Origin of the sequence: Pseudomonas quasicaspiana (assembly GCF_021147825.1) — a bacterium.
GTDB classification, from domain to species: Bacteria; Pseudomonadota; Gammaproteobacteria; order Pseudomonadales; family Pseudomonadaceae; genus Aquipseudomonas; species Aquipseudomonas quasicaspiana.
Genome location: NZ_JAGTPI010000013.1, coordinates 16,713 through 37,233, shown reverse-complemented (window position 1 = coordinate 37,233; position 20,521 = coordinate 16,713). Strand labels below are relative to the sequence as shown.

General features: G+C 58.5%; 12 protein-coding genes. 7 read left to right on the top strand and 5 right to left on the bottom strand.

From position 1 onward, the window contains the following. Positions 1 to 27 precede the first annotated feature (27 nt). The 3 genes from KDX30_RS10665 to recQ form a co-directional block, all read right to left on the bottom strand. Positions 28 to 2,190: a FimV/HubP family polar landmark protein gene (locus tag KDX30_RS10665; RefSeq protein WP_231675715.1), complete on the bottom strand. Its 2,163-nt coding sequence runs from the start codon at positions 2,188 to 2,190 to the stop codon at positions 28 to 30. 104 nt (positions 2,191 to 2,294) lie between these two features. Beyond that, complete coding sequence (locus tag KDX30_RS10660) at positions 2,295 to 2,729, bottom strand: MarR family transcriptional regulator (protein ID WP_027900054.1); 435 nt, start codon at positions 2,727 to 2,729, stop codon at positions 2,295 to 2,297. A gap of 296 nt (positions 2,730 to 3,025) precedes the next feature. Further along, complete coding sequence (gene recQ / locus KDX30_RS10655) at positions 3,026 to 5,155, bottom strand: DNA helicase RecQ (protein ID WP_099269596.1); 2,130 nt, start codon at positions 5,153 to 5,155, stop codon at positions 3,026 to 3,028. 187 nt (positions 5,156 to 5,342) lie between these two features. On the opposite strand from recQ, the gene KDX30_RS10650 reads away from it, so the two are divergent. The 3 genes from KDX30_RS10650 (at position 5,343) to KDX30_RS10640 (ending at position 6,734) form a co-directional block, all read left to right on the top strand. Further along, positions 5,343 to 5,930 (top strand): UPF0149 family protein, encoded by a 588-nt coding sequence (locus KDX30_RS10650; RefSeq protein ID WP_027900056.1) that lies wholly within the window; start codon positions 5,343 to 5,345, stop codon positions 5,928 to 5,930. Positions 5,931 to 5,940: 10 nt separating this feature from the next. Next, complete coding sequence (locus KDX30_RS10645) at positions 5,941 to 6,342, top strand: YbaN family protein (protein WP_027900057.1); 402 nt, start codon at positions 5,941 to 5,943, stop codon at positions 6,340 to 6,342. 194 nt (positions 6,343 to 6,536) lie between these two features. Beyond that, complete coding sequence (locus KDX30_RS10640) at positions 6,537 to 6,734, top strand: hypothetical protein (RefSeq protein ID WP_231675714.1); 198 nt, start codon at positions 6,537 to 6,539, stop codon at positions 6,732 to 6,734. A 110-nt stretch (positions 6,735 to 6,844) separates the two neighbouring features. Here the strand turns inward: KDX30_RS10640 and pap are convergent, their stop codons facing one another. Both pap and KDX30_RS10630 read right to left on the bottom strand, forming a co-directional pair. Further along, positions 6,845 to 8,341 (bottom strand): polyphosphate:AMP phosphotransferase, encoded by a 1,497-nt coding sequence (pap, locus tag KDX30_RS10635; protein WP_231675713.1) that lies wholly within the window; start codon positions 8,339 to 8,341, stop codon positions 6,845 to 6,847. Between the two features lie 218 nt (positions 8,342 to 8,559). Further along, complete coding sequence (locus tag KDX30_RS10630; RefSeq protein ID WP_231675712.1) at positions 8,560 to 13,293, bottom strand: NEL domain-containing protein; 4,734 nt, start codon at positions 13,291 to 13,293, stop codon at positions 8,560 to 8,562. Positions 13,294 to 13,469: 176 nt separating this feature from the next. Between KDX30_RS10630 and mnmC the strand changes: the two genes are divergently transcribed. The 4 genes from mnmC (at position 13,470) to KDX30_RS10610 (ending at position 20,482) form a co-directional block, all read left to right on the top strand. Further along, entirely contained in the window at positions 13,470 to 15,446 is a 1,977-nt protein-coding gene (gene mnmC / locus KDX30_RS10625) for a bifunctional tRNA (5-methylaminomethyl-2-thiouridine)(34)-methyltransferase MnmD/FAD-dependent 5-carboxymethylaminomethyl-2-thiouridine(34) oxidoreductase MnmC (RefSeq protein WP_231675711.1), read from the top strand. A gap of 822 nt (positions 15,447 to 16,268) precedes the next feature. Continuing rightward, on the top strand, positions 16,269 to 16,937 hold the full coding sequence (locus KDX30_RS10620) for an ABC transporter ATP-binding protein (protein ID WP_231675710.1): 669 nt from the start codon (positions 16,269 to 16,271) through the stop codon (positions 16,935 to 16,937). Between the two features lies 1 nt (position 16,938). Then, the gene (locus tag KDX30_RS10615; protein WP_231675709.1) at positions 16,939 to 19,419 is read left to right on the top strand and encodes an ABC transporter permease; all 2,481 of its coding nucleotides are present in this window, start codon (positions 16,939 to 16,941) and stop codon (positions 19,417 to 19,419) included. Continuing rightward, positions 19,409 to 20,482: a lipocalin-like domain-containing protein gene (locus KDX30_RS10610; protein ID WP_231675708.1), complete on the top strand. Its 1,074-nt coding sequence runs from the start codon at positions 19,409 to 19,411 to the stop codon at positions 20,480 to 20,482. The genes KDX30_RS10615 and KDX30_RS10610 overlap by 11 nt, the downstream gene beginning before the upstream one ends. Positions 20,483 to 20,521 lie beyond the last annotated feature (39 nt).

The window sequence follows — 20,521 nt, the reverse complement described above, 5'->3', positions numbered from 1 at the left end:
TTGGAGCCATTAACACTGGGATGGCTCCTACAAACCGGCCAGGAGATCACGAGCCGTCTGTTGGTGTTCGTCATCAGACTCATCAATCACTTGCTGCAGCAGCTCGCGAGCGCCCTCGATATCGCCTTCATCGATCAGCACTTGAGCCTGATTGACCTTGCTCAGAGGGACCTCTTCAAGATCAAGCAGGTCGAACTCGCCGGACTCATCCATGAAGCCATCCAGGAATGAGTCGTCGAGAGCGTCACTGTTTGACTCGATGATCCCCTCTTCTTCAGGGAAATCACTGAGGAAACGATCATCCGGAATTTCCTCCACGCCGGGCAGCTCGGTGAGATTCGACGAGAATTCGGGCTCGTGAACCGTAACCTCCTCTGTCGGTGCTTCAGCTCGCACAGCCACCGGCTTGTCGAATGGGTCCACCAAATCCCAGTCGGCATCCATCGACAAGTCATCCAGGTTCAACTGAAAATCATCGAACCCAGGTTCAGGATGGACCGCTGAGGCGGCATTCTCATCAAGCTGAGCGGGCTCTTCGTTCGCGACTTCTTTAGCAACTTCGGCCGCAACAACTGCTGCCGCTACGGGCGCTGCGGCACGTACCACCGGAGTGACACTGGAAGCTTCCTCGGCGGGCTTGAGCTGTGGATAACGTGATCGAATTTGCTGAACCTGTTCAGCGTCCACACCATTCTCCAGAGCAAGCAGTTCTTCCTGAGCAAAACCTGCTGAGTCCCCCTGCTCTGCCAGCAACTCGAGAATGCGTACACGAATATCCGTACGCTCGGGCTGCTTGACCAAGGCATCGCGCAAAATCCCCATGGCCTCGGCAAACCGCCCATAAGCAATGTAGATACTGACGCCATCCAGCGCATCGGTACTGCCTGCGGCCGCACGGGCCGGGGCCGGGCGTGAAGGCGCCGGAGCCGTGACAACAGGCGTTGGCACTCTGGCGGCTGCGGCTGGCGTGTCGTAAGTCGGGACAACCGGCTCACGGGCCGGGTTACTCAAGGTTGGATCGACGACGGCTGGCTTGGGCATGGATTGCTTGCGCCGGTTACGTTGCACTGACCAGGCAAGCACGAGCAGCAAGAGCAGAATCGCCAGAGCACCCACCAACAGCGGCGAGGTCAACAAGGAACCCTCCTGCGACTGTGGACTGGCAGTCGGCGCTGCGGCAGGCGTATCGACCGGTGCGGGTACTGCCGGAGCAGGCTGTGCCGTGGCGCCACGACTCTCCGCCAACTCGGTCTGCAAGCTGACTATCTGCTTGTCCTTGCCATCAATGGACGCCTGCATGCCCTCCAATTGAACGCGCAGGTCATCCACGGTCTTGGTCAGCAGCTGATTTTCGATGGCTGAAACGGCGAGCTGTTCAGCGCCACGCTGGGCCTGGGCTGTTGGTTGCGGAGCTGCTGCTGTTGATGCGGGCGCAGGATTACTGTTGGGCAAAACTGCTGCATCAGGCAGCAACAAACTCTGTCCGACCTTCAGCGCCGTGCTGTCGCCGTTAGGAAAGGCCTGAGGATTGAGCGCCTTGATACCGTCAGCAAGTCGTCCTGCCGAAGCACTGCCGCCCGATCCCTGCATGCGTCGTGCGATGGAGTTGAGCGTATCTCCGCCCACCACCGAGTAGCGCTTCCCTTCCAGTGCCACGGGTGGTGCAACCGGCATTCGTGACTGCTCGGCGCCTGGTGTCGCGGACGCCCGGGGCCTTCCCGCCACCGCAGCACGCCCCTGCTCAGACGTCGCCGGGTCCAGCAGCAACGTGTATTCATGCAGCATATCGCCGCCTGGCCGTATGACTTGTACCAGGAATTGCAAGTAAGGCTCGGTGACCGGTTTGCTTGATACCACGCGAATCACGCCGCGATTACCGCGGATGACCGGCGTGAAACGAAAATCATTGAAGAAGAACACCCGGTCGACTCCCGCGCGGGCAAATTCTTCCGGCGAGGCCAGTCTTGCGACGATGTCATCGGCACTCAGGCCTGCGGTTTCCACCAATTCGATTTCAGCATTCAGCGGCTGATTGAGGGCCGAGTGCAGGGTGATATCGCCCATGCCCAATGCGGATGCCAACGTCGAGTACAACATCGATGCCGAAGATAAAGCCGCGACTATGAAGCCGCGACGTAAAGCGGTCCTGGCAAAACCTGATCGTGTAGCCGCCTGAGAGCTGTTGCGCATACGAACCCTTATCGAAACCTGAAAAGGCTTCTTTGCATATTCAATATATGGCGTGGACTTCAATGTCTTGGCTGCAAGTATGAGCGAGAAGCAGCGTGTGTGCCTCAGGATCTTTCGAGGTTCGCGAGGATACGCGTATGAACGCGCATGCAAACCCGCAGCTCCTCTTCATCGATACCCGCAAACAGCTCGACCCGCAATGCCGTGGCGATGGCTTCGATCTTCTGGATCAAAGGCCAGGCGGTGTCGCACAGGACGATTTTCTTCGCCCGGCGATCTTCAGCTACTGCATGGCGCTGAACCAGACTCTGCGCTTCAAGGCTGTCGAGCAAACGTGCGAGTGTCGGACCTTCAACACCCACACTCTGCGCCAGTTCGCGCTGCGTTGGCGGCTCCTGAAAACGGGCGAGATGCAGCAGCACCAACCAGCGCGCCTGAGACAGCCCAAGATCGGCAAGGCGTCGATCCAGCTCAGCACGCCAGCCTCGGGACATATGAGCCAGTTGCATACCGAAGCGATGTTCATCTGTCATTGGCATAGAAAACTCGTGGTCGATACTAATTATTAGTCAGCTAACCATGGCGTCAGGATTGAGGCAAGTGAGGGGTTGTAAGTAGATGAATTGGAGATGTGCGACCTGCAGGGTAGTGCTATGTGGGAGATACCCAGCTCAGCCTGCCAATCTGATATACGACGCGAAACTTGTGAGACCGAATTTATTCGGGAAGTCGGTGTTTCAGGCGATACATACGCTGCGAATGTACCGGCCCCTTCGCGAATCAATTCGCCCCCACCGGAATAGTGTTCCAGCTCAAGCGATAAAGCCGGGTTGCATCAAACCTCGAACTCAGCCTGCAGCGCAGCGCGTACACAATACAGAACACCCTCAGGCACGCGCCCGGTGAACTGTTCGGCGATGGCGGCCACGGGAGGTAACTCGCCCTCGCCGTCGAGAAATGCATCCTGAATTTCGCCAAGCAGGTCTTCCGGCAAATCCAGTGCCTGCTCCAGCGAAAGCTGCTGCTTGCCGATGGCTTCAGCCAACATGCTGTAGACGTTCTTCTCGGTGCACTGCAACTGGCCGGCAATCTGCGCCGGGGTCATACCGGCACGGGCCAGACTGATGAGTTCGTGGCGCACATCAGCCACAACTTTCGGCGCTTCGGCAGCACCGCCCAGCACTTCAAGGAAGGCCTCGCCGTAACGCTCCAGTTTGCGTGCACCGACGCCGCTGACCTGGGCCATGTCAGACATGGTTTCCGGTTTGCTGCGCAGCATTTCCAGCAACGTCGAATCCGGGAAAATAACGTAAGGCGGCACGCCATGCTCTTCGGCCAGCTTGCGACGCAGGGCACGCAACGCTTCCCACTGTTCGCGCTCTTCGCCGCGCACCAGTTGACTGGCCGGGCTGCCGGAGCTGCTTTTCGCGGTGGTCTGCGGTTTCAGATCGCGACGCAGCTCCAGCGTCACTTCGCCCCGCAACAAAGGACGACAGGTGTCGCTCAAGCGCAGGCCGCCGTAGCCTTCCAGATCAATATCAGCCAGCCCACGGGCAACCAGCTGGCGGAACAACGAACGCCACTCGCCCTCGGCGCGCGCCTTGCCGACGCCAAACACCGAAAGGTGTTGATGGCCGAAGCTCTGTACCTTCTCAGTGGATTTACCCAGCAATACATCGACCAGATGACCCACGCCATAACGCTGGCCGGTGCGATAGATCGCCGATAACGCCTGACGCGCAGGCTCGGTGGCATCCCAGGTCTGAACGCCATCAACACAGTTGTCGCAATGACCGCAGGGCTGAGGCATGTCTTCGTCGAAATAGGCCAACAGCGTCTGACGGCGGCAACGGGTCTCTTCGCACAGCGCCAGCATGGCATCCAGCTTGTGATGCTCCAGACGTTTGTGCCGTTCGTCGCCCTCGGAGTTCTGCAACATCTGCTTGAGCATCAGCACGTCTTGCAGGCCGTAGGCCATCCACGCATCGGCAGGCAGACCATCACGCCCCGCCCGACCGGTTTCCTGGTAATACGCCTCAAGCGACTTGGGCAAGTCCATGTGCGCAACAAACCGCACGTTGGGTTTGTCGATGCCCATGCCGAACGCGATGGTCGCAACCATGATCAGGCCTTCCTCATTAAGGAAGCGCTTCTGGTTCGCGGCTCGGGTTTCTGAAGGCAAACCGGCATGATAAGGCAGCGCCGGATAACCGTTTTCACACAGGAACGCGGCGACTTCGTCGACTTTTTTGCGCGACAGGCAATAGACGATACCGGCATCGCTGCGCCGCTCGGACAAAAACGCCAACAGCTGCTTGCGCGGCGACTCCTTGGGCACGATGCGATAAAAAATATTCGGCCGGTCAAAGCTGGACAGGAAACGTTCGGCGTTCTGCAAATGCAGCCGGGTAACGATTTCCTCACGGGTACGCTTGTCTGCCGTAGCGGTCAGGGCAATACGCGGCACATCGGGGAACAGTTCAGCCAACTGACCCAGCTGCAGGTATTCAGGGCGGAAGTCATGACCCCACTGGGATACACAGTGAGCTTCATCGATGGCGAACAGGGCAATCTGCAGATTCTGCAGAAAAGCCAACATGCGCGGCTGGACGAGACGCTCCGGGGCCAGATACAGCATCTTGATTTCGCCCAGACGAATCCGGTTGGCCAGTTCGCGCTGCTGGTCCGCGCTCAAGGTCGAGTTCAGCGCCGCCGCCGAAACGCCCAGCTCTTCTAGGGTCGCGACCTGATCGTCCATCAGGGCGATCAAGGGTGATACCACTACCGCCAGGCCGTCACGCAGCAGGCCGGGCACCTGAAAGCACAGCGACTTGCCACCGCCAGTGGGCATCAATACCAGCGCATCACCGCCGCTGGCCACGCGTTCAATAATGGCACCCTGGCGACCACGGAAGCTGTCATAACCGAAGATGTCTTTAAGTACGCGTTGCGCCTGTTCGAGCATAAAAACCCCAGAATGTCCTGCTGCACTGCTAAAGCGCGGCAGTATACCCGACGTGTCACAGGCAAGGGGTGGCATGGATATAAGCGGTCGAAATTAAGCTATAGCGTAATGCGTCTGCCTCCGCGCTGGCGCCCGGGACGCTCAGGGCCTAGAATTCAGCATCGTTTATTTTCAAGGTAGCCTGTCAATGTCCTTCGCTGAGCAACTAAACCGCCTCCAAGTCTTCCTCGATGCAGATGAACTGCATGACGAGGCACTGGACTACGTGGCCGCTCATGGCTACCTGACCGCCCTTTCGATCTGTGCTGAGAGCGTGCCTGAGCGCGAGTGGATCGATGCGCTGTTCTCCGAGCCACCCCATTACGCCGATGACGCGCAGCGTGAAGAGATCGAAGGTACGCTGATCCAGTTGCAGGCGCACATTGCTCGCCAACTGGCTTCAGACGAAGAATTCGAACTGCCATGCGATCTGGATCTGGGCGACGAGCCGGACGATTCAGATCTGCGCGGCTGGTGCATCGGTTTCATGGAAGGCGTGTTCCTGCGCGAAAGCGCCTGGTTCGAAACTGCCGAGGAAGAAGTCAGCGAAATGCTGTTGCCCATCATGGTCGGTTCGGGTCTGTTCGATGAGCAGCCTGAGTTCTCCGATATCGCCGCAGATGCCAATCTGATGGACGACATGATCGTGCAGATCCCGGAAGCGCTGACAGCGCTGTACTTGCTGTGCCAGGCACCGGACGAGAAACCGGCAATTCTCAAGCCCCGCCACCACTGAGTCTGCGCCTATGGCGCAAGCCTCACCACGCACGAGCCCTAATCGGTTCGTGCGGTATGCCTTTCTTGGCGTTGGCTGGATAAGCGTGACGTTGGGGGTGATCGGTATTTTCCTGCCGATCATGCCCACCACGCCTTTTCTACTGCTTGCCGCCGCCTGCTTTGCTCGCAGCTCTCCACGCTTTTATAACTGGCTGGTCAATCACAAACGACTGGGCCCGTGGATTCGTGGCTATCTGGAAGGCAACGGTATTCCACTCAAGGGCAAGGTCTACGCGATTGTCACGATGTGGATCAGCATCGGGTTTTCCTGTTATCTCGTGCCCAACATTTGGGCAAGGGTATTTATGGTGACCTGTGCGGTATTAGTCACGATTTATATCCTGCGGCAGAAGACACTGCACAAGCCTTGATTCACGCCCAGCCAACCCTTTGATACCCGACAGATCTCATGCGTTTTTTTTCGGTATAAGCGTTATGAGAAAAACGTCTTGGCGACTCCTAAAGTTGTTCTTAGCTGTGATGTTACAAACCTGATACGGTTTTAAACGCATAGATCGTCAGTTTTTTGGCAAACAAGAACAGACTTACTTAGGGAGAAGTATTCATGCGCGATTTGACCCCGCTCTATGGTGCTGTCGTGTTGGCGGTAGCCAGTGCTCAAGGGCAGACCATGCCGTTGGCCGATTTGATTCAAAGCAGCTTCCCCGACAGGCAGCACATGGATGTCGTCGAAAGCGGTTACCTGCCCGCAGTTGAAGTGGCCCGTTACCGGAGCGATGAATCACAGACCCTTCAAGGATAACCGTGGCTAGGGACGCCTGTTTCGGAGCCTGCAAGGGCTGACAGGTTTTAGATGACGCACTACTTGTTGGAGCTGAGCAAGCTCGGCTCCAACAGATAGCCCGGCGCGCCCTACTTCTTCTTGTCCCGGGCGAACGCCGCTTCCAGCGCCTCATTCAGTGTGCGCAACACCTTCACTCGCGCCCAGCGTTTGTCATTGGCTTCAACCAGTGTCCACGGCGCGATTTCAGTGCTGGTGCGGTCCACCATGTCCCCCACCGCCTCACGGTACTGCGGCCACTTTTCGCGGTTGCGCCAGTCTTCGTCGGTGATTTTGTGTCGTTTGAACGGGATCTTTTCCCGGGCCTTGAATCGCTCCAGCTGGGTTTTGTCGTCGATAGCGAGCCAGAACTTGACCACCACAATCCCGGCATCGGTCAATTGCTCTTCGAAGTCATTGATCTCGCCATAGGCCCGTAACCAGTCGGCCTCGCTGCAGAAACCCTCAACCCGTTCCACCAGCACCCGACCGTACCAGGAGCGGTCGAAAACGGTAAATTTGCCCCGCGCCGGAATCTGCCGCCAGAAGCGCCAGAGATAGGGCTGGGCGCGCTCGTCTTCACTGGGTGCCGCAATCGGCACGATACTGTATTGACGTGGATCGAGTGCCGCAGCGACACGCCGGATAGCACCGCCCTTTCCCGCCGCGTCATTGCCTTCGAACACAGCAACCAAGGCATGCTTACGCATGCGCTTGTCACGAATATTGCCCGAAAGACGCGCCTGTTCAGTAATCAACTGCTCTTCGTAATCGTCCTTATCCAGGCTCAAACTCATGTCGAGGCTACCCAGCAGGGTCACGTCGTCGTGGTTATGCGCCAGAGGTCCAACGCTCAACGGTTGAGCGTTGGGCTCGGGAGCGTTCAGCGCTGCCTGCATACCCTCAAGCAACAATCTGCCCACGGTCAGGCTACGGTAATACGGATCAACGCCTTCAATGACATGCCACGGCGCGTACTCGCGGCTGGTACGCCGCAAAACGCGCTCGCCGTATCGAACAAACTTGTCGTAGGTTTTCGATTGTTGCCAGTCCAGCGGGCTGATGCGCCAGCTATGCAGCGGGTCATCCTTGAGCTGCTTGAGGCGCGATTTCATCTGTTTCTTCGACAGATGAAACCAGAATTTGAAAATCAACGCGCCTTCGTCGGTGAGCATTTTTTCAAGACGTTCGGAGCCATTGATTGCCTGATCCAGCACCGCATCCTTGAACAACCCATGAACCCGCCCCTGGAGCATCTGGCTGTACCAGTTGCCGAAGAAAACGCCCATACGGCCTTTGGCTGGCAATTGCCGCCAATAGCGCCAGGCGGTGGGATGCGCCAGCTCTTCATCGGTTTGCTGATCGAAGGTGCGCACTTCGATGAAACGCGGGTCCATCCATTCATTCAACAGCTTGACCGTCTCGCCCTTGCCCGCGCCTTCAATGCCATTGATCAGGACGATGATCTGACGTTTGCCCTGCTCATGGAGATCGTATTGCGCCTCCAGTAACGCTTCACGCAAGGCGGGCACTTCAGCGTCATAAGTTTCCTTGGCGATGGCGTGACCGATTTCAGCGGATTCGAACATGCATGACTCCTCTCTGGCCTGGACCCTGTAAACATCTGATACGGCGATACTCTGTGGGAGCCGAGCTTGCTCGCGATGAACGATGACGCGGTTGTCTAGATAGACCGCACCGCCTGTATCGCGGGCAAGCCCGGCTCACACAGCAACGATATCTGTAATAGCTGACAAGCCTGAGACTAATCCATCCCCGGCAAAGTTGCCGGAGGTGGATCAATGAATCAGAACCATTGCTGGCGCATGTTATGGGTCAGCTGTTCCAGCAAGGCTCTTTCGGCAGCCTCCAGACTCGCAATCAGGGCTCGGCCCTGTCGGTCGTATTCATCGTTATCAATCGGCGGATTGGCTATCAGTTGTTCAAGCTCAAGATTTTCCCGTGCCAAGGCTTCCAGATCGTTCGTCACGTGGGCAGCGACCAGACGTGCGTTGACCTCACTGCGCCGACGTAGATCTTCGGCAATATCAATGGGAGGGTGCTCCTCAAGGGCATCCATTTGCTCTCTGATGGACGCAGTCACCCGCACCAGATCGGTTTGATGCTCGGCGCGCAAGCGCTCGGTCCAGCGACGATCAGCCAGCGCGTAGTTCACAAACCCGTCACCCATTTCGCGCTCCAGCACCAGGCGCCGTGCCGCGAGAATCGCCTGACGATCCACCGAAGCCAGTCGGGCCCAGGCCATGCTCAATGGCTGCCCTGGCAAGTTCAAATCGCCAGCCAGACCGATTCGATACGCCATACGGACTTCGGCATGATCAACATGAATGCCGCGACTTTCCCTGCTGGCGATTTCCAGATCAGCAATGGCCTGCACCTCGTTAAGGCGAAACAGGCCACGCATAACCCGAAACAGCACTTCGGTATGCCGCGCCCCGGACACGCCTTGCAACTCCCTCCGGGCATAAACTGCAACCTGAATATCGCTGAAAATAAGCCTCGCGCCGTCCTCACAGGTCTGATCAGCGCCGAACAGCCGATCATTGGCCATGACTTCCAGCTCAGCGCGCAGCGCAGGGTCCTCCCCTGCGGCCTCGAGCACCCTCATCACGTCATTAGCCAGTTCTTCGTGAAAGCGCTGAAAATCCGGAGCCTCTTGAAGGCGCTGCAGCAATAACAGCAGGTTGGGCGCATCCGCCGCCTCTTCCACCGTTTGCCAGGCAATGTTGAGTCTTGAATTAAGTTCAGTGCGTCCTTCGACCAGCCAGATATCCGCCACTGGTACCGGCGGCGCCAGGGGCGTATGACCGGCATTGTGTGTATGCCAATCGACATCGTCATCCGACGAGGCTTCGTCATCACTGGAGGTGGTATCCACCACCAGATCACGAATCTCCTCCGGGAAGTCGTATTCAAGGCGATAAGTCATGTCGAAGCCGTGATCATTGACCCAGAACCTGCGCAGTTCCTCATGATCGATAGGGTTGCCATAAGCATGGATCGTCATCTGCGACGGCTGCCCCATGCTGTTATCGAGGATGTAGTCAGGCAGGTGCACGATCTGGTTGTCACTGATATCCAGCGTATGCAGGGGAAGGCTGTCGATCCATGAAGGCCACTGGGTCAATCCCGTTTCGTTGAGCCAGAGTGTCGACACATGCAGGCGACCGACGTCTATGATTTCCCCAATTACGTTACCGGTCAGATCCAGGTCGTCCAGGGCTCGCATCCTCATGAACAGATTCATGGATTGCTGATCGATCGTCAGCCCCATGCCTTCGAGGGACAGATGAACCAGATCCCCCATTCCGGCCACGCCTTCGGGTATTTCAGTCAAGCCACGGCCGAGTATTTCAAGCCGGTTCACCGCAGGAAAACGTCCCAGGAAGCGGTTGATATCCTCGGCTGCACCCGTGATGTTATTCAGCGTCAGATGGTGAACCTGTGCATAGTGGGCAGGCAGGTCGGGCAGATCGGAAAACCCGGCAAGGTCGAGGTTCTCCAGCAAGAGGTTCCTGGAGTGCATAGGCGATATCAGGTCACTGAATCGCCAGGTACGACCTAACGCATCAGCGACGACCCGGCGAACAGCCAATCGCTCGTTGCTGATTGAAGGGCCGGGACCACTTGGGTTTACCCAACCTTCCAGCGCACTGCGCAACATTTCCCAAGACTGCAATCTGGCCCGGGTCATTTCCACCAATTGCGGGATGTCCCAGCCCCGCAACATCAGATTTTGCACATGAGTTGCCAGATCGGGCGCTTCCGGATACAGGATGCTCATCGCCGTTATCAACTCAACAAACTCAACTGGCAAATCGGGCAGCGCCGCGCCCCGCCCGCTCAACTCATAACCCAGACGCCGATCCGCCAGACGTGTCGGGCCACGAAAACCGGGGGTAATTTCCTTAAGGCCAAGCGTCTTCGCAACCCGCCTGCGTTGTCCGACGGCGTCGCTGACAATGCGTCTACGCAGCGTAACGGCATCAGTGATGCCGATGGCACGCGGTACTTCGGCGGGCAAAGCCTTGATGACAGACGCGAAGAATTCAGCTTGAGGTGCGAGTTCTTTACCTGCGACATCACAAGGCAGGTAGCGATTGCCTTGCTTGATCAAAATCCTTCGCCGGGTAGTCGAACGCTCGCCTATGCCGTCCAGCAAAGGCCCGCCGAACGCACCGTCCCTGATTTCAATCCGCAGGTCTTCGGGCCATCCCGGCAGTTGTTGCAAACCCTGCAAGGACAGTTTCAGCGTGTCAGGGCTGCCCGAGCGCGATTGCAGAAAGAAGCCTTCAAGGGCCTGGTTGATCCGGGTTTGCTGCAGGTAACCGCGTGCCCTCCCCGTCATCTCGACAGGGATAGATTGCGTCGTACGCAGGGCCGCCAACTGCTCGGCGCTGGCTTCAAGCAGCAACTCGCCAGCGGCTGCGCTGGTCATGCCCGGAAAATCCCTTTTGATGAGCTGCACCATGGGGTCATTGCTGGCTTCGCGCATCTGATTGAGGCGCTCGAACAGCAACTCCGGGTGCTCGACATTCATCTGCATCACACGCTCGTTCAGCGCGAAACGTTCAATGACGTCCGTCAACGCTCCGGGCGGTGGCTGTCCCTCAAGATGCAACGTGGTGAGCAACGCCTGATCAGTGCCCGTTACGCTCAAAACATCTTCAGTGGCTTGCGCGGACAAATCCGCCACCGAATAGCCCAGACGCCGGAACGAGGTTTTCAAATCCCACAGCAACGGGTTTTCACCTTCATGCCGCCAGGCGCCTGCGCCGTTGTGCTCCAGTTTTGGAGAAAAACGCTTACCGCGAGGCGCTCTGATTCGCCATTTATTCAGCGCAGTGTCCAGCTCTACCCGGTAGAACCGCCCTTGCAGCCCTATGTATTTAACCCCCTGATGCTCGAAGACACCCTCGGCACTGGGCTTGATACCTTGCGGCAGGATGACATCGACAGCGAAGGGCTCGAGGTCGGCTGACCACAGTCGCGCCTGACCATTTTCCAGCCTGACAGGTATCATTTTGCCTACAAACGAGGAGTCCTTGATCGCTGGCAGTTCACCTGAAGACGCTGCTTTACCTGCGGCGGCAAAGACCGCGAGCATCGCCAGGTTTTCCGCAACACTGGCCAGATGTTCAAGCGCCTGGTCCATATTGCCAACCATCCATGCTTCCACGCCCTCAAAGGTGTCGACCAGCAATTGCGCACCCGCCACCACCATCATGACCTCGCCCAGAACCGGCACAAATAAAGCCGCCAGATTGGCCACGTTCATGCCGATTGCCAGGCAGTGAGCCAGCCGTGCGCGGCGTGAGGCTTCATCCTCATCGCCGGTGGGCACAGCCAATGCCCTGGCATCGTCCTTGATGCGCAACATTCGCTGAAAATACAAATACTCCAGCAGTGGATAAGGAAGGGGCTCGGCGATCAGCTTCAGGTCGGCATGCTCATCGAGCTCAGGCACCCTCCACATTCTGGGTATAAGCCCCGTATCCCCGGGCACACGACGGTCGCGCATCGGTGTCAGACACGCGCCAAGCGTGGTGAGAAACTCGGCCCTGCGGCGTTGCGCGATAAAACCGGCGAAATAGCGTTGGTATCCAGCTTTTCTCAGCTTTGCACGCAGCTCTTTCGCGAACTGATCCAGTGACTCGTATTCCTTGAGGGGTGCAGTAGGATCGCCCGGCACATACACCACACAGCCGCTGAGGCTGCGAGCCTGGAAAACCAGAACGTCGCGCACAGCAAAACCGAGCAGTGTCAGATGCTGGATATCCACGGCCTGCGTCTGTCCCTGATCCGCCCAGTGCCCGCTGGCCGCCAGGACCGAGCGGTAAGCGTCGCCGGACAGCACCTCGCTCCCTTGCATATAGGCAAGGTGTGCCTGGACGTAAAAAGCATTGCGCGCCTGATGACACAGCACATCCTTGATCTGTGTGGTGCTCAACGCCCCCGTCGCCAGCGTGTTTGAAGCCGGCGCCAATACAGTCTTGAGATGATTCTGATATTGGCCACCAATATCGAGGGTGCGACATAACGCCATGAACTTCGCGGGCGACACCCTCAAAGCGTGAGGGTAACTGCTGCCCGACGCGAAGTTCGCAAGATCAGGCTTGCCGTGATAAATCACCGAGTCGGCGGTGACCTCATCAACTTCCTCCTTGTGAAAATTCTGCAGCGCAGCCTCCAATAAAGACTGCACGGTAAAGCTGCGCTCCACCAACTCACTGGGCAGTGGCACCCAGGTATCGGCGAAGCGGACATGGCGAAAATGGTCACGGTCGACATCCAGCCCAGGCCCGAATGCCTGTGTCAGCGCCCTCGATAACAACGGCCTGGCGAACGCCATAAGGTCTTGCATGCTGCCCAGAGCCTTCTGCACCTGGCTGCGCAGGTGATGGCTGCGCAGCATGTCGCGATGCAATCGCTGACGCGATTGCGCGGTTGCATAGACGTACCAGGATGGCAGGGTGTTTTTGATGTGGTGATGGTGAGGCTGGATTACAGGTTTGCTCATTGCATGACTCCTATAAAAGAGTCTGCACGTGATCAGGTTTGGTCGTGCCTCAGGCGGTAGATAGTTAATACCGGCATGAGTTTTTTGCTTCATTCAGCGCGATATAGCCCAGCGCCTACAGGTCCGGTGCTTGCTACGCTAAGATGCACGCCCCCGCACACAAACCGAGCCAGACTGTGACCATCACCCGCCATGCCCAGATCGACTGGGACGAACAGGGCAACCCCCATTCCCGGGAGTTTTCCGACGTCTACTTTGCGACGGGAGCAGGCCTGGAAGAAACCCGACACGTATTTCTGGTGCAAAACGACCTGCGCGATCGTTTTAGCGCATTGCCGCAAGACGATCGGTTGGTGATTGGCGAGACGGGTTTTGGTACCGGACTGAATTTTCTCTGCGCCTGGCAGTTGTTCGCCGAGTGCGCACCAGCTTCTGCGAGACTGCATTTTGTCAGCGTCGAGAAATTCCCCCTCAGCCAGTCAGACCTCCATCGCGCGTTGAACCTCTGGCCGGAACTGTCGCCTTTTTCAGGCCCGCTGCTGGAGCAATATGTGGCGGTGCATGAAGGTTTTCAGCGTCTGGTGTTCGACGGCGGGCGGGTCACGCTAACCCTGCTGATCGGCGATGTACTGGACATGCTGCCGCAACTGGATGGGCAGATTGATGCATGGTTTCTGGATGGCTTCGCCCCGGCAAAAAATCCGGAGATGTGGACGCCCGAGCTGTTCGCCCAGCTGGCCAGACTGGCCGCACCGGATTCGACCATCAGCACCTTCACCAGTACCGGCTGGGTCCGTCGCGCCCTGAACGCTGCGGGCTTCAAAATGAAGCGCGTGCCGGGCATTGGACACAAGTGGGAAGTGTTGCGCGGCACCTTCCTTGGCTGGCCGGAAGATGCCACGCCAGCGCCAGCGATAAAACCCTGGTTCGCTCGCCCCGCGCCACTCAATGGCGAACGCAAGGCCATGGTCATTGGCGGCGGAATGGCAGGTTGCACCACCGCTGCAAGCCTTGCGGCAAGAGGCTGGCAAGTGACGTTGATAGAGCGTCACAACGACCTCGCGCAGGAAGCGTCGGGTAACCCGCAGGGTGTTCTTTATCTGAAACTGTCCGCCCACGGCACAGCGTTATCGCAACTGATACTCAGTGGTTTTGGTTATACCCGCCGTATTCTCGAACGCCTGCAAAGGGGCGTCGACTGGGATGCTTGCGGCGTTCTGCAACTGGCCTTCAACGACAAGGAAGCACAACGTCAGGCACAACTGGCGGCCGCATTTCCTGAAGAGCTGCTGCATCTTCTGGACAAGCCGGCCGCCGAAGCCCGCAGCGGTGTGCAGCTAGAGAACGGCGGCCTGTTCTTTCCTGAAGGGGGCTGGGTGCATCCCCCTGCGTTGTGTCATGCGCATGTCGGTCATCCAAATGTTCGCGTGCAACTGCATCACAACGCCGTCGAGCTGCGTCGTGAATCCGGCCAGTGGCAAGCCTGGGATGGCGACGTGTTGCTGGATCAGGCCGAGGTCGTGGTTCTTGCGGGTGCCGCCGATATCAAGCAATTCCCTTTGAGTGCGGCACTACCGCTCAAGCGTATTCGCGGACAGATCACGCGCCTGGCGCAGACCGAGGCCAGTAAAGCGCTGAACACGGTGGTGTGCGCCGAGGGCTACGTTGCTCCGGCACGGCTGGGTGAACATACGCTGGGGGCCAGTTTTGATTTCACTAATGAGGATTTGAGTCCCAGCACCGCCGATCATCTGGGCAACCTGCAGCTGTTGCAGGAAATCTCGGCGGACCTGAGTGAGCGTCTCGATGTCGCTCATTTGCCGACGCAACAGTTGCAGGGTCGGGCGGCGTTTCGCTGCACCAGCCCGGATTATCTGCCGATCATCGGGCCGTTGGCGGACAAGGACGCGTTCGTCCAGGCCTATGCTGCCCTTGGCAAGGACGCTCGGCAGATTCCCGAAACGCCCTGCCCTTGGCTGGATGGTTTGTACATCAATAGCGGTCATGGCTCACGCGGTCTGATTACCGCGCCACTGTGCGCCGAGTTGCTTGCTGCCTGGCTTGATAATGAGCCGCTGCCACTGCCCCGCAGTGTGGCTGAGGCGTGTCATCCGAATCGGTTTATGTTGCGGGAGTTGATTCGGGGGAAGTGATGTGGGTCTTCGGGTCTTCGGAGATATGCAGTGATTTTTGCGTGCATATCCATTGTTCGGGTGACGGCTGATATTGGTTGCGCTTTTACAGCGCCTCACTTTTGAACATCCGGAAGCCGGCCCAGACAAAAGTAAGCAAAACGCTCTTGCCCCACCACTCGGCACCTCGCTGTCGCTCGGTGTACCCGCCCGCAGATCCTGAACCGTGGGCCGCCGCAACGGGCCATCCATGGCCCAATGCGGCTAACCCGGCGTCCTGCCGGGTTGCCCACGGTTCAGGATCTGCGTTCGGCCAGCGTGGTTTAACGGGGCGCCTAAAATCAAAAGCAGATCAAAAGCAAAGCGAATACACGGGGGGGCCGGTAGGAGCGAACTTGTTCGCGAGACGTCAGCACAGCCAACACAGACGTCGTCTGACACATCGCTTCGCAGCCTTCGGCAGCTCCTACAGAATGTCGGCAAACCCAAGAAAACAGGTCGGCTCTCAGGCCGCCGCGCTTTTGATTTTGATCTTAAGCGCCCCGTTAAACCACGCCGGCCGGAATTCGACATTGCTGTGTGGGGCAACCGGCAGGGATGCCGGTTTAGCCGCCTCAGGCCATGGATGGCCGGTGGCGGCGGCCCCACGCAGCAATGTCGAATTACGGGCATGCCGAGCACCAGCGAGGCACCCAGTGGTGGGGCAAGAGCGTTTTGGTTACTTTTGCGCTGTTCAAAAGTGACGCGCTGTAAAAGCGCAACCAATAGATGCCATTACCTCATCAACGGATATGTACACAATATTGCTATCCTCCCCCTACAAACCCGCCAATCGAGCCCCCGATGCTTGAAGTAAAAAACGTCTTCAAGAGCTACGCCACCGCCCAAGGTCCACTGGCAGTTTTGCGTGGAGTGGATTTATCTCTGCAGAAAGGCAGCAGTCTCGCCTTGATGGGCGAATCCGGAAGCGGCAAAAGCACGCTGCTGCATCTGGTGGCTGGCCTTGATCAGGCCGACGAGGGGCAGATCGAGATTGCCGGGCAGCGGCTGGATCTTATGAGCGAATCACAACTCGCCAACTGGCGCCGTACCGAAATCGGCCTGGTGTTCCAGCAATTCAACCTGATCGGCAGCCTCAAGGTTGAGGACAACCTGGCATTTCAGGCGCGACTGGCCGGGCGTTATGAGCCGCAATGGCAGGCGCAACTGGTGGAACGACTGGGTCTTGGGGACTTGCTCAAGTGTTATCCGGAACAACTGTCCGGCGGCCAGCAACAGCGGGTTGCCATTGGCCGGGCGCTGGCATCGCGGCCCGGCCTGCTGCTGGCCGATGAGCCCACCGGCAACCTCGATGAAGCCACCAGCGATGAAGTCCTGCAATTGCTGCTGGACCTGCTGACCGACAGCTCCACCAGCCTGTTGATGGTCACCCACAGCCCTCGGGTGGCCGAGCGACTGGCTCAGAAAGTGATCTTGCATCACGGCCGTCTGGCAACAGAGAGCGATCGCTGAAGTGCGGGTTTTCTACTGGACACTGCGCGCGCTGCTCAGCCACTGGCGACGTCACCCGGTGCAGTTTTTCAGTGTACTGACAGGACTTTGGCTGGCAACGGCGCTACTGACCGGCGTTCAGGCACTCAACAGTCAGGCCCGGCAAAGCTATGCCCAGGCCAGCCAATTGATCGGCGGCGAACCGCAAAACAGTCTGACCACCGCCAACAACGGGCCGTTCTCGCAAGACGTGTTTATCAGCCTGCGCCGTGAGGGCTGGCCAGTATCGCCCGTGGTACAGGGCAGGATCTCTCTTCAAGGGCTTGAAGATCGCCGTGTGCAACTGATGGGCATTGAACCGGTGTCATTACCCAGCGGGACAGCGGTGGCTGGACAGACGCTTGATCTTAGCGGGATCGTCGATTTCCTCACGCCACCCGGTCAGACCTGGATCGCTACCCAGACACTGCAAGCGCTGGGCCTCCATGAAGGGCAACAACCGCTGACCAGTAACGGCCTGCTCCTGCCTCCGTTGCACAGTCGAGTCGACATGGCGCCCGGCGTGCTGCTCACGGATATCGGCTTCGCTCAGCCACTGCTGCAGATGCCCAATCAAGTGTCACGTCTACTGCTGCCCAAAGGCTTCGCCGCGAGCAATCCGCCTTTGCCAGCTGAATTGAACGGCCTGCTTCAACTGAAGAAAAGCGGCGAAGAGAACAATCTGACGCGCCTCACCGAAAGTTTCCATCTGAACCTGAATGCTCTGGGCGTGCTGGCCTTCATCGTCGGTCTGTTCATTGTGCATGCGGCCATCGGCCTGGCGCTGGAGCAGCGCCGTGGACTGTTACGTAACCTGCGCGCCTGCGGGGTCAGCGCCAGAATGCTGATTGCAGCGCTGGGTATGGAGTTGGGGGTTTTGGCCCTGCTCGGCGGGCTGCTAGGGATTGCCAGTGGTTATCTGTTGGCGAGCCTGCTGCTGCCCGATGTGGCTGCCAGTCTGCGCGGTTTGTATGGGGCTGAAGTCGCGGGACAACTGAGCCTGAGCCCGATCTGGTGGCTGGGCGGCCTTGGCTTGAGTGTACTGGGTGCCTTGCTGGCCGGGGCGAACAGTCTGCTTCGCGCGGCGCGCCTGCCCTTGCTGGCGCTGGCCAATCCACAAGCCTGGCATCAGGCTCACAGTCGCTGGTTGCGCCGACAGGCCTGGGTTGCGGGCGGCGCGGCAATTACTGCACTGGCCGCGCTGCTGCTCGGCGACAGCCTCGCCGCAGGTTTCGTATTGACGGGCGGTCTGCTGCTGGCTGCGGCGCTGGGTTTACCGGTGCTCCTCAATGGTCTGCTCAACGCTTTGCTGGGACGCAGCCGTTCGGTGCTGGGCCAATGGTTTCTGGCTGATTGCCGTCAGCAATTACCCGCGCTGAGCCTGGCATTGATGGCTCTATTACTGGCACTGGCGGCCAATATAGGCGCGGGGAGCATGACGTCCGGGTTTCGGCAAACCTTCGGCAACTGGCTGGAACAACGGCTGACCGCCGAGTTGTACGTCACGCCGCAAAATGCTGCCCAAGCCCCTGAAATACAGGCCTGGCTTGTGCAACAGCCCAAGGTCAGCGCTGTGCTGCCGAACCGACAAGTGTCGATCCAACTGCAAGGCTGGCCTGCGGACCTGTTCGGGGTGGTGGATCATTCAACCTATCGTGAACACTGGCCGCTACTGGAGGCCGCCAGTGGTGATCCGTGGGATCAACTGGTGCAGAGTGATAGCGTCATGATCAGCGAACAACTGGCCCGCCGCCTCAAACTGAGCGTCGGCGAAAGCCTGGCAATCCCTGCCCCTGACGGCCAATGGACGCTGCGTATTGTGGGTATCTACGCCGACTACGGCAATCCCAAAGGCCACTTGCTGGTCAACGCCGAACACTTGCTGCGCCACTGGCCGCAACTGGCTGCCAACCGCTTCAATCTGCGCATCAATCCGGCCGCAGTGCCCGCGCTGGTGAGTGAACTGCAACAGCGCTTCGCACTCGACGATAATCACATCATCGATCAGAGCCAGCTCAAAGGCTGGTCTACGCAGGTTTTCGAGCGCACCTTCGCCGCCACGGCCGCCCTCAACAGCCTGACGCTGGCGGTGGCGGGCATCGCGCTGTTCATCAGCCTGCTGACCCAGAGTCAAAGCCGCCTGGGCCAACTGGCGCCGTTGTGGGCGCTGGGCGTCTCGCGACGAAATTTGATGCTACTCAACCTTGGCCAGACCTGGTTGCTGGCGGTGCTGACGCTGATTCTGGCGTTGCCGCTGGGCTTGCTGCTGGCGTGGTGTCTGGATGCAGTGATCAATGTGCAGGCCTTCGGCTGGCGCTTGCCGCTGCATATCTTCCCGATGCAGCTCCTGCAATTGGCCGCGTTGGCACTGCTTGCCACCCTGCTTGCCTCCGCATGGCCGTTGTTGAAGTTATCCCGCACTCGCCCTGCCGACCTGCTGAGGACGTTTGCCAATGAAAATTAACTGCCTGCTCCTGATGGTTCTGCTGACCCTTGCTGGCTGCGAACAATCAGAAGAACCCGAGCAGGGTTTCGCCGGGATGGGTAATCAGGCCGAACAGTTCACTCCAGTCACACCGGGCCGTGAGTTCACTTTTCCGGAGGATCACGGCCCGCATCCGGGATTCCGCATCGAGTGGTGGTATATCACTGCCAATCTGAAAGACGAGCAAGGGCAGAGTTTCGGCGTGCAATGGACGCTGTTCCGCAATGCGCTACGGGCTGGCAGTCAGGGTTCCGGGTGGAACGACGGCACGATCTGGATGGGCCATGCCGCCGTGACATCGGCCACGCAACACTATGCAGCGGAGCGTTATGCCCGAGGTGGCATTCAGCAAGCGGGTGTAAACCTTGCGCCATTTTCCGCGTGGATAGACGACTGGAAGCTGCACAGTGATTCGACTGAAACAGACCCATTGACCGACATGCAATTGCAGGCGAAAGGTCCGCAGTTCGCTTATCAACTTCACCTGACCTCCAGCAAACCGCTAGTGCTGCAAGGTACACAGGGTTTCAGCCAGAAATCCGAACAGGGCCAGGCCTCTTACTATTACAGCCAGCCCTACTTCAAGGCCGAGGGTGAACTGACCATTGAAGGCAAACGCTATCAAGTCAGCGGCCCGGCCTGGCTGGACCGTGAATGGAGCAGCCAGCCGCTGACTGCTAACCAGACCGGCTGGGACTGGTTCTCAGTGCATCTGGACAGCGGCGAAGAGTTGATGCTGTATCGCATGCGGCAAAAACAGGGTGAGCCCTATCTGACCGGCACATGGATCGACGCTGACGGCAGCACCCAGTTGCTGACGGCCAAGGACATCAGCCTTTCTCCATTGGCCAATACACGTGTTGCAGGCCACGACATGCCGACCCGCTGGTCGGTAAAAATTCCCGGCAAGGGTCTGGAAATCACCACCGAAGCACTGAACCCCAAGGCCTGGATGGACCTGCAGATTCCCTACTGGGAAGGCCCGATTACCTTGAGTGGCAGCCATAAGGGCGTGGGGTATCTGGAGATGACGGGGTATTGAACCCTCGCTCTCAAGCGGGCCAGAACCGGTAGGAGCGAA

Bases quoted from the DNA above. Each gene is read 5' to 3' on its own strand.
- KDX30_RS10665 (WP_231675715.1), bottom strand. From the start codon at position 2,190: ATGCGCAACAGCTCTCAGGCGGCTACACGATCAGGTTTTGCCAGGACC.
- KDX30_RS10660 (WP_027900054.1), bottom strand. From the start codon at position 2,729: ATGCCAATGACAGATGAACATCGCTTCGGTATGCAACTGGCTCATATG.
- recQ (WP_099269596.1), bottom strand. From the start codon at position 5,155: ATGCTCGAACAGGCGCAACGCGTACTTAAAGACATCTTCGGTTATGAC.
- KDX30_RS10650 (WP_027900056.1), top strand. From the start codon at position 5,343: ATGTCCTTCGCTGAGCAACTAAACCGCCTCCAAGTCTTCCTCGATGCA.
- KDX30_RS10645 (WP_027900057.1), top strand. From the start codon at position 5,941: ATGGCGCAAGCCTCACCACGCACGAGCCCTAATCGGTTCGTGCGGTAT.
- KDX30_RS10640 (WP_231675714.1), top strand. From the start codon at position 6,537: ATGCGCGATTTGACCCCGCTCTATGGTGCTGTCGTGTTGGCGGTAGCC.
- pap (WP_231675713.1), bottom strand. From the start codon at position 8,341: ATGTTCGAATCCGCTGAAATCGGTCACGCCATCGCCAAGGAAACTTAT.
- KDX30_RS10630 (WP_231675712.1), bottom strand. From the start codon at position 13,293: ATGAGCAAACCTGTAATCCAGCCTCACCATCACCACATCAAAAACACC.
- KDX30_RS10620 (WP_231675710.1), top strand. From the start codon at position 16,269: ATGCTTGAAGTAAAAAACGTCTTCAAGAGCTACGCCACCGCCCAAGGT.
- KDX30_RS10610 (WP_231675708.1), top strand. From the start codon at position 19,409: ATGAAAATTAACTGCCTGCTCCTGATGGTTCTGCTGACCCTTGCTGGC.